Annotated in this window: 8 protein-coding genes and 4 pseudogenes; 4 read left to right on the forward strand and 8 right to left on the reverse strand. The window is 58.5% G+C overall.

Annotated features, from left to right (window positions below):
* Positions 1 to 51 precede the first annotated feature (51 nt).
* The 7 genes and pseudogenes from ACFSQT_RS17475 to ACFSQT_RS17505 all read right to left on the reverse strand — a co-directional run.
* Positions 52 to 314: pseudogene (locus ACFSQT_RS17475) on the reverse strand (transposase); the annotation flags it as partial.
* A 676-nt stretch (positions 315 to 990) separates the two neighbouring features.
* Positions 991 to 1,341: pseudogene (tnpA, locus tag ACFSQT_RS17480) on the reverse strand (IS66-like element accessory protein TnpA); the annotation flags it as partial.
* A gap of 710 nt (positions 1,342 to 2,051) precedes the next feature.
* Positions 2,052 to 3,971, reverse strand: a complete 1,920-nt coding sequence (locus ACFSQT_RS17485) for an HAD-IA family hydrolase (protein ID WP_379020684.1) — start codon at positions 3,969 to 3,971, stop codon at positions 2,052 to 2,054.
* A 299-nt stretch (positions 3,972 to 4,270) separates the two neighbouring features.
* Positions 4,271 to 5,293 carry a beta/alpha barrel domain-containing protein gene (locus ACFSQT_RS17490; protein ID WP_379020686.1) on the reverse strand — a complete coding sequence of 341 codons (1,023 nt, stop codon included), beginning with the start codon at positions 5,291 to 5,293 and terminating at the stop codon, positions 4,271 to 4,273.
* A 46-nt stretch (positions 5,294 to 5,339) separates the two neighbouring features.
* On the reverse strand, positions 5,340 to 6,146 hold the full coding sequence (locus ACFSQT_RS17495; RefSeq protein WP_379020688.1) for an SDR family NAD(P)-dependent oxidoreductase: 807 nt from the start codon (positions 6,144 to 6,146) through the stop codon (positions 5,340 to 5,342).
* Between the two features lie 35 nt (positions 6,147 to 6,181).
* The gene (locus tag ACFSQT_RS17500) at positions 6,182 to 6,580 is read right to left on the reverse strand and encodes a hypothetical protein (protein WP_379020690.1); all 399 of its coding nucleotides are present in this window, start codon (positions 6,578 to 6,580) and stop codon (positions 6,182 to 6,184) included.
* Positions 6,581 to 6,608: 28 nt separating this feature from the next.
* Positions 6,609 to 7,373 carry an SDR family oxidoreductase gene (locus ACFSQT_RS17505; protein ID WP_379020692.1) on the reverse strand — a complete coding sequence of 255 codons (765 nt, stop codon included), beginning with the start codon at positions 7,371 to 7,373 and terminating at the stop codon, positions 6,609 to 6,611.
* Positions 7,374 to 7,890: 517 nt separating this feature from the next.
* On the opposite strand from ACFSQT_RS17505, the pseudogene ACFSQT_RS17510 reads away from it, so the two are divergent.
* The 3 genes and pseudogenes from ACFSQT_RS17510 to ACFSQT_RS17520 all read left to right on the forward strand — a co-directional run.
* Positions 7,891 to 8,133: pseudogene (locus ACFSQT_RS17510) on the forward strand (IS6 family transposase); the annotation flags it as partial.
* 683 nt (positions 8,134 to 8,816) lie between these two features.
* A pseudogene (locus ACFSQT_RS17515) lies at positions 8,817 to 9,622 on the forward strand (IS630 family transposase); the annotation flags it as partial.
* A gap of 213 nt (positions 9,623 to 9,835) precedes the next feature.
* A complete protein-coding gene (locus ACFSQT_RS17520) occupies positions 9,836 to 10,255 on the forward strand; it encodes a recombinase family protein (protein WP_379020694.1) in 420 nt (139 codons plus the stop codon).
* Between the two features lie 5 nt (positions 10,256 to 10,260).
* Here ACFSQT_RS17520 and ACFSQT_RS17525 read toward each other — a convergent pair whose 3' ends face one another.
* On the reverse strand, positions 10,261 to 11,298 hold the full coding sequence (locus tag ACFSQT_RS17525; protein ID WP_379020696.1) for a hypothetical protein: 1,038 nt from the start codon (positions 11,296 to 11,298) through the stop codon (positions 10,261 to 10,263).
* 62 nt (positions 11,299 to 11,360) lie between these two features.
* Between ACFSQT_RS17525 and tnpC the strand changes: the two genes are divergently transcribed.
* Positions 11,361 to 12,647, forward strand: a complete 1,287-nt coding sequence (gene tnpC / locus ACFSQT_RS17530; RefSeq protein WP_379020698.1) for an IS66 family transposase — start codon at positions 11,361 to 11,363, stop codon at positions 12,645 to 12,647.
* The last annotated feature ends 4 nt before the right edge of the window (positions 12,648 to 12,651 follow it).

Below are 12,651 nucleotides of genomic sequence, written 5' to 3' on the forward strand. Positions count from 1 at the left end.
AATTCCTCATGGTCCCCATGTCGCGAACCCTTGCACGGACGGGGCGGACCATACATTTTTTGACAGAAGCTCGCGCAATGCCGAGGCTTCCAGCATCTGGTCGGCGAGCAGCTTCTTCAGCTTGGCGTTCTCGTCTTCCAGGGCCTTCAGGCGCTTGGCGTCAGAGATGTCCACCCCGCCATACTTGGCCTTCCAGTTATACAGCGTCGCCTCGCTGACCCGTGCTTGCGGGCCAGATCGCCCGCTTTCGCACCCGCCTCGTGCTCGCGCAGCACCGTGATGATTTGCTCTTCCGTGAACCGCTTCCGCTTCATCAGTCCGTCCTTCGATCAAGGCCCGGACTCTAATCTCAGATGGAGGAAAAACTCAGTGGCAGGTCACCGGTTGTGCGCCCCTCCACTAGACTTTAAATAAAAGTTGCCTGTGAATATTTCCGATCCCTTTGCACGCGCGTGCCAGAGCGTATTTTGGGTGGCCCGACGATGGAGAAAACATATTGTACAGTGATTTTCCGGCCGCTCGCCTGCACCTCGACAGAGCCTACCACTATCTGCGCGGGACTGACGAAACGAGCCGCAAGGCGTGTGCAGCCCTAGATTTGCTGATCGAGGCTATTGTCACTGCAGAGTATACCCGCCCCCATGGAAAAGTCGTGCAATTCCCCGGCCAAACGGAACGCAGCCGGCGTTAACGGCTTTTTCACCGCGCTATCTGATCATGGGCGAAGAGCGAACAGGTTGCGAGTATCGTTCGGACCAGATGAAGCACGCCCGTCTCCACTCACCCCGGAGGCGGGCGTTTTCATTTCAGGCGCCGCTCATATTGAACGGCAGAACTGCCATGGAGAGCTTGTCGGTCGTGGATCGAGCTTCTCGGGGCCGAGCGCGGTCCGGATGTTCTTTAGGGCTGCGCGGTTCGCAAGGCATGATCGCTTCCGGTGTGGTGGTTTACGTGTCGTGCCAGCCGGTCGACTTCCGCAAGGGCGCGGCATCGCATGATCCGAAGTAGCGCTTCAACATCGACATCGCGGTCCACGATCACACGGTGACCGTTGGCGCTGACAACCTCCATCCGGCCGGCGGTCGGCAATGCCCCTGCTGCCGGCTCTACCTCCGAGACAAGCAGCGCCGGGACAAAGCCACCGACAGGTGACCCAACATCCAGTTGCCAAGCTCGTGCGAGCCGGCGCCATTCATACAACTGCGAACGCGATATCCCATGTCGTCGCGCCGTCGTCGCACACAAGCCAGGTTCCGAATAGCTCTCGGCGACAATCTGCAGCTTCATCTCTTTGCTGAAGCGTCGCCGCCGGCCGCTATCGATAATCTCAAGTCGTTCCATTCCGCACTGTCCGTATTGACGTCAATAAGGACAGTCAGTGCCAAATCCGACAATTCTCACAAGGCGGCCCACCTCGGATGCGTACGCTGGAGCAGCTCCAGTTTTTGGTCCTCATCAATAAGTCTTGCCGTCCGGCCATGCCCCAGTGTCCTCTCCCTGCGGGGAAACTGTCCGCGATTTTCCTTGTCTCAGTCTGGGGGTGCACTCCATCGCTGTCCGCGACTTACCGGAATCGGTGTCCCGAAATTACTGAAACACGCACCACTGCGATGCCGGTGTCGAGATTGGCGAGCAGGTACTGCCCTCCATATCTCCCCTGGCCGATCCAGATGCCGTCCGTCGTCGTAAGCAGCTGTAGTGCATCCCCTCGCGCGGCTTTGGCCAAGTAGGTCCGGGGTTGTGTTTCTTCGATGAAGGCGGCGTCGGCAGCACAGCGTCCGTCAATGCCCACGCCGCCGGAGCCGCAGGGTGCCGAGCTCGGCCTACTCATTCAATCGGTCTTTGGCACCGTCTCCCGGGATGTGAGCATGAGCGAGTATGTGGCGGTGTGCAGGATGAGGCGAACTGATTGACCTTCGGTGAGCGGCATGAGGTCGGTCGGAGGCGCTCTGGCTCCGGTGCATCTTGACCAGGGCGTACATGAACGGGTCGCGCCACTTGGTGGCCATCTCGACCCGCCGCTCGTCGCGTCAACGCACCGAGGGGCGGCATCAATCGCCGTAACGGTCATTCGAAGAAGACGATGTTGTGCTGGAAACGTGTGGGGACAAACTGCCGTCGAAGATCTCATGGAGGTGCTTTGCGACATAGTCGGGAGCGCTGTTCTCGCCTCGGCGCAACTCGCCCCTATTGTTGAGGCCCGTGCTTACAAGAAGCGCGTCGAGGCCGACAGCCTTTGCGCCCTTGATGTCAGTATCAATCTGATCGCCGACCATCAAAAGGCGGTCGGTACCGGCCCGAGTGATGCACTCGTCGAAAATCGCTCTTCCTGGCTTGCCCATCAACTCAACTGAGATCGGAGGAGCTCCGAACGGCGCCAGTCCTGCCTGAAGCATTGCCCCTATTATGCTTGGTCCAAAGATGACTGAGCCATTCTTGGCGGGATAAATCATATCCGCGTTTGCCGTTATGATACGAGGCATTTCGCCCGTCTCGATCAGTCTGCGTTGAAAGGTTGACAGGATGTTGTCGGCAGCCCGTTTGAAGTCGAAACCTTCGTCATCGAGGACTACGAGCGTGTCGAACGTCTTGGCCGTGTCAGCGCACTGAAGATTTGGATACTTGCCAAAAATGTCATCCGCGCCGTGTGCACTGCCCACATACGAAACTAGCCGCCCGGCCGCCAGCTCTTCGAGCACGCGACGTCGTGCGACACCTCCTGCTGACACAATTCGGTCCACCGCCGGAATGGGAAGTCCGGCGCCGCGGAGACGTGCGAATATCGTTTCGTCCGATCCACTACTGATATTCGTTACGATGTAGTATGGCTGACTAGACATATTAAGTTGGGCCAAGATATCAGCAGCGCCAGACAGGGCATCATTTTCCTCGATCAAGACCCCCATCGCATCGAAAAGTATCGCGTCATAGCAATCTGCCAGCGTCTGGGGAGACGGGCTTTCAGGAGCGGCGGTTACAAGACAACTTGGCTGAACTGCCCGCGCCTTAGAGGACGGAAAACAGCCGCGACGCACGAGGCTCGCTTCGGGTGGTAGGCTCCCCTGGGACGCCTCGCTATAAGCCCAGGCCAGCCACTCGCACAAAATCGATAGGTCATCTGACTCGACGGTAGGCCCCGCCCATATCCGGAATCCCGGGGGCGCATCACCGTAACTCCAGATGTCAAGAGCCGCGCCCTCGGCTTCAAGCAGACGGGTCATCCGCCCGGCGATTTTGCCGTCGTCCTCTGAATCCCCGGCTGAGAGTTGCTCTGTTACAAGCCGAAGGGTAATTGAACAGGCCGAGCGTGCCGCCGGATCGGTGCAAACCCAATCAATCCAAGGAGTCGAGTCCACCCAGTCCGCCATGACAGCATAGTTATCGGCAACCCTGTTCAGAAGAGCGGGTAGTCCACCGCACGCTTCGGCCCAGTCGAGCGCAGAATGGATGTCCTCGACAGCGAACATGCTGGGGGTCGAGATCGTGCGACCGCCAAAGAATGCTTCGTTCACGAATCCATCGGCATTGTGGAGTCTCAGGAGCCTGGCTATGGGCTTAAGCCCGCCGGCTTTCAGCCGCGCTTGGGCCCGAGGCGAGAGCGCGATCATGCCATGGCCGCCTTCGCCGCCAAGCGCCTTCTGCCATGACCAGCACAGAACGTCGATCCGATCGTAGTCGATGCGTCTCGTGAAAGCTGCAGAGACGGCATCTGCGATCACAAGCCCGGCACGGCCAGGAAGAATCCAGTCAAGATCGGGTGGACAGACCCCGCTGCTGGTGCCGTTCAATACCACGACGATGTCATGATTGGGGTCGATACCGGTAGTGTTGGGAAAATCTCCGTAAGCACAAATGTGCCGCGTTTGAGGAGCAAGTGCCAACGTATCGATCTCATTTGCCCAATACTGTGCGAAGCTGTCTGATAAAAACGTCTCGACTGGAGACGGACCGAGTAGATTGTGTAAGGCCATGCTACAGGCCCCAGTGCCCGAACCGGGCACGATTCCGCAGAGCCAGCCATCAGGTAGCTCTAGCAAAGACGCCATGCGCCTGATTACCTCTCTCAGCCTTTCTACTCCCTCGGGGCTCCGGTGGCTGCGTCCAACATGTCGGAGCATAGTTGAGTGCACGCTCCAACCGGGATGTTTACGGCAAGGGCCTGATGAAAACCGTGGATCGGACGGGAGGACCGATGGTTTCACAGCGACATTTCGTAGAGCCATGGCTGCCTCCAAAAGGGCAAAAGACGTGCCTCAATCAATATCAGCGATCAGGCGATCTTCTGCGCCATCAGCTGCGAGAGGTTTTCCTCGGCAAAACTTACCCGTTCATCGGCGCGGAGGTTCGAAAGGCGGTCGACAATGGCGGCATCAGACAAGGACCCATCTTCGCGCAGCTTTTGAACATAGGAAGGATGGATGAAGGTCAAGCCCGCGAACTGATATGCCGCGCTACTGCCCCAGCCATATCGTTTTCGAAGCGGATCGAAGTGATGCAGAACGTGCCCCAGGAGCGCCTGTTCCTCGGATGTACCGAGGCGACCGAGAACTGGCAGGAGCTGCTCGCTAGCTGCATTTCCCGCTCCACGGCCCATGCCGCCCATGGTGCAGTCTATCCAGGTCGCTCCCGCCATCGCTGCCGCAACCGAATTGATCAGTGCGTATCCGCAGTTGTCATGGCCGTGAAATCCAATCTCGCTCTTAAGTCGACCGGCAAATCGGCCGATCAATTCCTGAACGCGGCTCGGCTTCATAGACCCGAACGAATCGGCGATATAAACCACGTCAAGGCTGTCGATCCGCTCTAACTCCTTCAGGCACGCCTCAACTTCTGCAGCATTTGCCGCATCGATCTGCATGAGGTTCAAGAACACACGGAAGCCCCGTTGAGACAACTCGGCGCAAATGTACCGGCAAGCCGCGAGTTTGCTGTAGTGCGCCGCGACGCGTATGGTCGTGAGCCGCCCTGGCAATATTCCTTCTGTCAGGTGGGCCACGGCAAGAGGTATAGGCAGTTCGCTCGCAAGCACATCCTTGGCATCGATCATCGCGCATGCTTCGACCAGGAGGTCAGCAGCTACCTGTTCGGCCTTAGAGCTCGTCATACTGGCGAAATATCCGCGGCTCCCAGGCTTTCCGGCGAGCCCCAGCTCGACCATGCGTACGGGGAGAACGTTGATGGTAGCGACATAGTCCGAGACCAGGCCTGGTGGAAAATCCCAACCCGTGTAGTAGCCACCGTCACGCAGGGTGCAGTCTAGGAAGTTTACCCCATCTGGTATCGTGTTTAGCATTGCCCAGCCTCCTAAAAATACCGCTACAACATCGAAGCAACCCGCATCAGCTCGCAGAGTAGCCCCCATCGACATAGAGAATTTCGCCTGTCACGAACGATGCAGCTGGGCTCGCGAGGAAGATGTAAGGTCCGAAATACTCGGGCAAATTGCCCCGGCGTCGCATCGGAGTGAGTTCTATTGCGCGGCGCTGATAAGGGGTATCGAGATCAGGATGCACCCCATCCATGAAGTTGTTGATGAATCCAGGCGCGACGGCGTTTACACGAATACCCTTATCGGCCCATTCTACCGCCATGGTGCGCGTCAGTTGATTGACGCCTCCCTTGCTCGCAGCATAGACAGCTAGGCCCGGTATGCCAAGCGAACTGGCGACCGAAGAAGTCATGATGATGCTGCCGCCGCCTTGATCCAGCATTGCTTGTGCGGCAAACTTCGCACAATAGTAGTAGCCACGCAGATTGGTATCGACGATTTCGTCCCATTCCTGCTCTTCATAGGAATGCGCTGGCTTGATGATGTCTGTGCCTGCGTTGCAGACCATCACATCGATCTGTCCAAACCGGTCGACCGTGCCACTGATCAGTGCCTTGCAATCCTCGTGCGACCGCACATCAGCGCAGATAGCCGTCACGTCGATTCCTTGGCCCGCAAGTTCGGCCTCTGCTCCGGCCAGCTCTTCGTTATTATGCGAGGAAAGGACTACCTTCGCCCCCAATCGTCCAAAGCAGGTGGCGAGTGACTTCCCCAGACCGCGGCTCGAGCCTGAAATGCAGACTACCTTGCTATCAATTCCGAAGATCTCCTGGTACCCTTCTGCTCCAATTGAAGAATCGCGAGTTATATCAGGCATAATAGATTACCTACTCCCAGCCATGATTTTTTGGTTTAGTCCAAGTCAAGCTCATCGTTCAGCGGGCAAGACAGCGTGATGCAAATCCCAAGAGGGGCGGGGTCTCGTATTGCAGAACATCGCCTCATGCGCTCCAATCCAGGCGTGTGTGGGATTGAGATCGACTGTTTCGGAATAATAAATGGCGCGTCGAAAGGAACTGCATCGCCTCGCTCAGCTGCATCAGCTAGCTCTTCCGGAGTCACTTCATACCAATAACCCAGATCGAGCTGTGAGAGATCGACCCCCACTGTCAGGCGGGGCGTCGGATGGCTTGCGTGCCTATTTCGAAGACTACAGGCGATAGTGAGCTCCTGCCCAGGACTGTCGCGAACAGCAGGTGTCATTGAAGGACCAAGATCAATAGCGACTCTGTTTGCGTTACCTTTGTTCATGCGACGGCTCCTAGCCCGACGTTTTGTTTCAGACGGTTGCACTGAGCCCGCCATCGATGACGATCAGTTGGCCGCTGACATAGGCCGCGCGAGCGCTGGCCAAGAATGCAGCAACCGATGCGAATTCAGAGGGATTGCCAAGGCGTCGGGCCGGAGTCCTGTCCTCGAGTGCGCGAATGGCTTCGGCGTGGCTACCGAGGCGATTGGCTTCGTGAATCGCTGTGCTATGTGCTCCAGGAGCGAGCACGTTTACCGTGATGCTCTCCCCCGACAATTCTTGTACGAGCGTGTGGCAGTATGGCACTAGCCCTGCTCGCGCGACACCCGACAGCGCGAAATGTGCTGGGGTCCGTACAATAGCCTCGGAGGCGAGCATCAATATTCGCCCCGCTTGCGAGAGCCGTAGATGCGGCAAGGCGGCCGTAACCAGATTTATCGAAGGTAGAAGCACTCGGTCAAATGCGTCGTCAAAATCCTTAGGCGTCATGGCCGAGGGAGGTCCGGCAGCGACGCCGCCGCAATTCGTCACCAAAATGTCGATACATCCAAAACGCTCTGCTGTTTCGTCAACCCAAGCTGCTGCATCGGCGCAGTCGGTTACGTCGGTCGGGCGGGCCAGCACTTCGGCGCCTCTGCTGCGCAACAGATCCACCGCTCCATCTAGTCGCTTCGGGTCCCGGCCACAGATGGACAGACGGCAGCCTTCGTTGACCAACTCCTCGGCTGTGGCTAGACCTAAACCGCTCGAGGCGGCCGCGACCATTGCCACCTTGCCATCAAGTCCCAAATCCATTTTTGGCCTCCAACTGACATCGCCACGCTTCTTGGCGCCGTTGTAGGCAGCTAAGCATGTGCCATGCCAAGCGAAAGAATACTGATAAAACAATATGATACCCCGACTTATATTACGTCGGTTGTGCTGTTATGTCGAATTCAGTACAAGTCTCTCATCGCCTTGTTCAGGTTGAGCCATGGCTGGGTGCCATCCAGTGCCGGCCTCACCAAGCGAGGCGGTCGCGCGAGAAAAGACGAAGGCGACCATTTGGATCGGGACCGCTGCCGCAAAGTCTGATTCGACGAGTGGTACAATCTTGTTATGATGGCGATGTCACGTTGTCTGGATAAGAACACGATAAGACCTGCGGCGCTTATTTCAGCTGACCCCAGCCACGGTTTTCCATCCGCCAGGGCCTGGAGGCGGTGGTGGTGAATTTCGAATGCGGAGCGTTGTGAGCGGGCTGGGACGAAGAGATTTCTGGGCGATGTCACGGTAACGGGTTGTGAGGAGACAATGCGATAGACGCAGGTGGATGAACACCTCGCCGATCAGCTACAAGCGCCATCGTTTCCCACCGCAGATCATCACCCATGCGGTTTGGCTCTACTTTCGGTTTCGGCTGAGCCTTGTCGAAGAAATGCTGCTGGAACGCGGCATTGTCGTCTCCTACGAAACGATCCGCCGGTGGGCAAAGAAGTCGGGCCCGGACTACGCCCGTCGCCTCCGACGCAAGCAGCCCAGCCGGGGCGACGTGCGGCAGCTGGACGAGCGTGTGCCGCGAGGCACCCACAGCAGTGTGGGAGCCGAGCTGCGCGAAAGATGAGGGTATGGCCCCTCGAAGCCGACCGTCAGGGGTAGGTTTCAAACCAATGCAAGCTGCGACGGTAAAGAGCCGTGGTGGTGAGCGTTGCAGAAAAGGCGGACGTTAGTCCGTCAGGTGAGGTTTAGAGAGACGAGCGCAAGCGAACCGCTGATGACGTGTCGAAAAGTGCAAGATGATGTCGAAACCGGGAGGAATTCGTTAGCCCGGGACGAGTCTGGGGGGCGACCTGATTTCTGCCCAGGCGGCATCCGGCATGAAGGCGGCGTGACTCTTAACCAGGCTTTCGTGTGGAACGCGGGAACCTGTCGCCCCGATGTTAAGGGAGAAACCCAAGCAGGCGGTCCCTGCGAGGGTGAGATTACCGAAGCGGGCACAGGGGCGGAGCAGCCCGTAGTAGTGCTGAAGGTCCTGTAATGGGGCTGGAGCGAAGGGGATGCGTTCAGCTCTGGAGGGAGGACAACCGGCGACGGGAGGATCCTCGTGGATAGAGCAAAGTCGTATACGATTCCGAAAAGGGAGGTGTGGGAAGCATATAAGAGGGTTAGAGCGGTTTTCCCTTAATCGGAGTCGTTTGTTTGCAGTGAACGGCTTGTTCTGATTCCCTGATCGAAGTGATTTGCGGAAGGAGCAGCGGCATGGCACGAGCTTACAGCCTGGATTTGCGGACGCGTGTTATCGAGGCGATAGAGGCAGGCCTGTCGACCCGAGAAGCGGCACGGCGGTTTGCCATCGGGATATCGACGTCTGGTGCATGGTATCGGGCCTGGCGTTCGAGCGGCAATCTGGAACCTGGGCGGCAGGGCAAGCCGAAGGTATCGAAGCTGGACGCGCACGAGACTTTCATTCTCGCCTTGGTCGAGACCGATGAGCGGGACATCACGCTTGCCGAGATCGTCGATCGCCTTGCGGCAGAGCGCGGGGTCAAAGCCAGCCTGACGACGGTCCATGCGTTCTTCGCAAAGCGTGGCATCACGTACAAAAAAAGACAGCGCACGCGGCCGAACAGCAGCGACCGGATGTTTTGGCAGCGCGGGAAGAGTGGTTCGAAGGCCAACTCGATCTCGATCCGAGCCGCCTGATCTTCATCGACGAAAGTGGCCTCAATACCAAGATGGCCCGGCTACGAGGCCGCTCTGCGCGTGGACAGCGTTGCCGGGCGGCTGTTCCTCATGGGCACTGGAAATCCACGACCTTCACGGCCGGCCTGCGCCTCGACGGGATCGTCGCGCCCTGGCTCCTGGACGGCGCCATGGATGGCGAAGCATTCCTGGTCTACTTGCGCCGCGTCCTCGTGCCGACGCTTCAACCCGACGATGTCGTCGTGATGGACAACCTGCCTGCTCATAAAGTGGTCGGTGTCCGCGAAATCATCGAGGCTGCGGGGGCTTCCCTTCGCTATCTTCCGCCCTACTCCCCGGACTTTAACCCCATTGAAAGCGCATAGTAAGGAAACCTCTGGAGGTGAGGTTCCGCTGATACCACGCATTGGCCACAAAGCGCTGATTCTGTTGACCCAATGGATGGCGAATCGTGATGAGCCAGAAGCGAATATACATCCGCTGGACGGATTTGCCGGCAGATCGCCGTCGTCGCCTCGTAGCGCTGATCAGCAGCCTGATACAACGGAATGTGTCGACGGATCGGGAGATCGGTCATGAATGCAGAACCGAGCCTGCTCACCTTCACGTTGCCGGAAAAGATCCACAGCCGTCACAATGATCGCCAGGCCATCGTGTACGTTCGGCAGTCGACGGTTCGACAGGTCGAACACAACCGCGAGTCAACGCGGCTTCAATACGCCTTGGCGGACCGGGCATTCCGGCTGGGGTGGCGTCGTGACCAGATAACGGTGATCGATGACGATCTGGGCCGCTCGGGCGCGTCGGCGCTTGATCGGCCCGGCTTCCAGCGTCTCGTCGCGGAGGTTGGGCTCGGTCATGTCGGAATGGTCATTGGCATCGAAGTCTCCCGCCTCGCACGATCATGCCGTGACTGGCATCAACTTCTGGAAATGTGCGCGTTGTTTGATACGCTGATTGGCGATGCCGACGGCATCTACGATCTATCATGTTGATACCCTCATTCGGTAGCAGATTGGGTAAAATCGAGATGTTGCCTGAGGCCTGATTTGAGCTGTTGTATTGCGGCAATCGTCTCAGCTGCATCCGGAAACAGAACGCGGTTAGGATAGGCGTTCTGTTGGATTTTGATCACGCCCCTGCGGATTCGATGCCGGATCCATGAGCGAGATACGTCCGCTGCCATCGCTAACTCAGACACCGTTAGCCACCCGGGGAGGTGGTAAGAGCGGATTGGCGTGGACTGCCTCAACACGCGATTGCGTTGACGGACGACCTGGACGGTGCGAACAGGAACGTAGCTGCAGCGCGATGAGCGGAAGCCTTCCTCCGTCAGCTTTGCCGCTATTTCTGTGTCGTTGAGCCCTTGATGAGCCAGCTCGATCAGCCGGACTTCCATCTCGGCCCCGCGCGACAGGGCGCTCAAGGCATGCACCCTCGGCTCGACCTCGCGTTCGGTGACTTCACCTCTTCGCCAAACAATGCGGATCGTAATCCGATCCCGGACGACCCGTTGCAGGATCACTTTGTCGATCAGGCTGCGCAGTAAAGCTTTCTTGCGTCCCCACTCTATGTCAGGCCTCAGCCAAAACGCAGGAAGCTGCGAACTGGCATCGATAAAATCATTCTGGTCGACCAGCGTCAGATCGTCAGATTGACTTTGCATCGCGCGACGGCGCTCAAATGCTTCCTCCGCGCGACGAAGCTCGCGAAGAGAACTTTCCCAGCGGCGTTCCAACTCGGCTGCGATCAGTCGATTGTCGGGGTCGACCCGATCATACTGCCTTTCTGCAAGCAGCGCTTGATAGCGCAGGCGTTTGATCTGCTGCTCTTCAGCGCGGTCAAAAGCATCATTTGCCTGCTGACGAGCATCTTTGGCGTGCATCAACTCGGCCAGTTCAGCCGGACTGGCCGCCGCAAAGAAGGCGTCAACGACGCACGCGTCGATGGGATCGGCTGGCAAATGCTGGCATAAGGCTCCGCTCTGGCTGCGTGCCAGGAAGTTGCAGACATACCGGTTGCCGTTCTTGTATTCCACGCCCATTTTGTGTAATTACTCACGCCCTTGTCAGGGGCAAGAATCCCTGAATCTATGTGGATATGGATCGCACTGATTTGCAGCGTCTGACGAAGGAAGAGTTGATCGATCTGGTGCTGCGGATACAGCGGCCAGAGAAGACATCGCGCACGTCGTCCAAGCCACCTTCGAGCGATCGCAAGGCGCGTCGGGACAGGGCAAAGCCTGGCGGCGCCAAGGCGGGTCATAAAGGTCACAGCCGCGCCATGAGTGAGGATGCCGATCGCATCATCGATCATCATCCCGACCAATGTCTTTGCTGCCGCGCCAGCCTGTCGAGCGATCTTGCTGCCGAAACCGTCAGCGAGCACGACAAGATTGAGCTTCCCGCGATCAGGCCTTTGATTGAGCGCCATCGGCGCCTGGCAGTCCGTTGCCCGTCCTGCGGCACGCTGGTCGTCGCGGCTGTGCCAGATGCGGCGAAGGGGACGCCGTTCGGGCCACGCGTGCACGCCGTAGCGACCTATCTCAAGACTTTCCAGGCCCTGTCCTACGAGCGGCTGCAGGGCGCGTTCGCGAACCTTTTCGGTCTCAACATTAGCCAGGGCGGACTGATGAACATGTTGCGCCGTGCGCAGGGCGCGTTCGCGGCCGAGTGCGACAAGGCCGTCGCGGCGTTGCGCCGGGCCAAGGTCATCGCCTCCGATGAGACCGGCGTGCGGATCGAAGGAAGCAACGCCTACCACTGGGTGTTTCGCTGCGCCGAAGCGGTTGTTCATCAAGCGGCGCCAACGCGCGGCGCTGTCGTGGTCCGGACCCTGATGGACGGCCATCGGCCCGACGTCTGGTGTTCCGATCGCTATGCCGCACAACAAGGTCACGCAAATGCGCATCAGACCTGCCTGGCGCATCTCGCCCGCGACGTCGCCTATGCGGACGAGGCAAGTGAGGACATGCTGCTGCCCTCACGGCTCAAACGTTGGCTGCAAAGGGCCTTCGCCCTAGCCGACGGTATGGAAACCTTCGCCGCCTCGACCATCGCCGGCAAGCGTCGCGCCCTGGAGCGAAGTCTGGACGATATCTTCGCCACCACAACGTCGTGCGATCTGGCCCGCGACATCCAAAACAAGTTCAGGCGAGCTCGCGATCAACTTTTGACCTTTGCCCAATGGCCAGGAATGGTCGACGCGACGAACAACGCCTGCGAACGGGCGCTGAGACCCGCCGTCGTTCAACGGAAGATCACCAACGGCTATCGCGCCATGTGGGCCGCCCAGGGCGAAGCCGACATTCGAACCGTCGTCGACACGGCTCGTCTCGCGCCAGGCACGAACCCCTTCAAAATCATCCTTCAAACCGTCAGCGCCTGAAATC

The organism is Mesorhizobium calcicola, from assembly GCF_042682105.1.
GTDB lineage: Bacteria > Pseudomonadota > Alphaproteobacteria > Rhizobiales > Rhizobiaceae > Mesorhizobium > Mesorhizobium calcicola.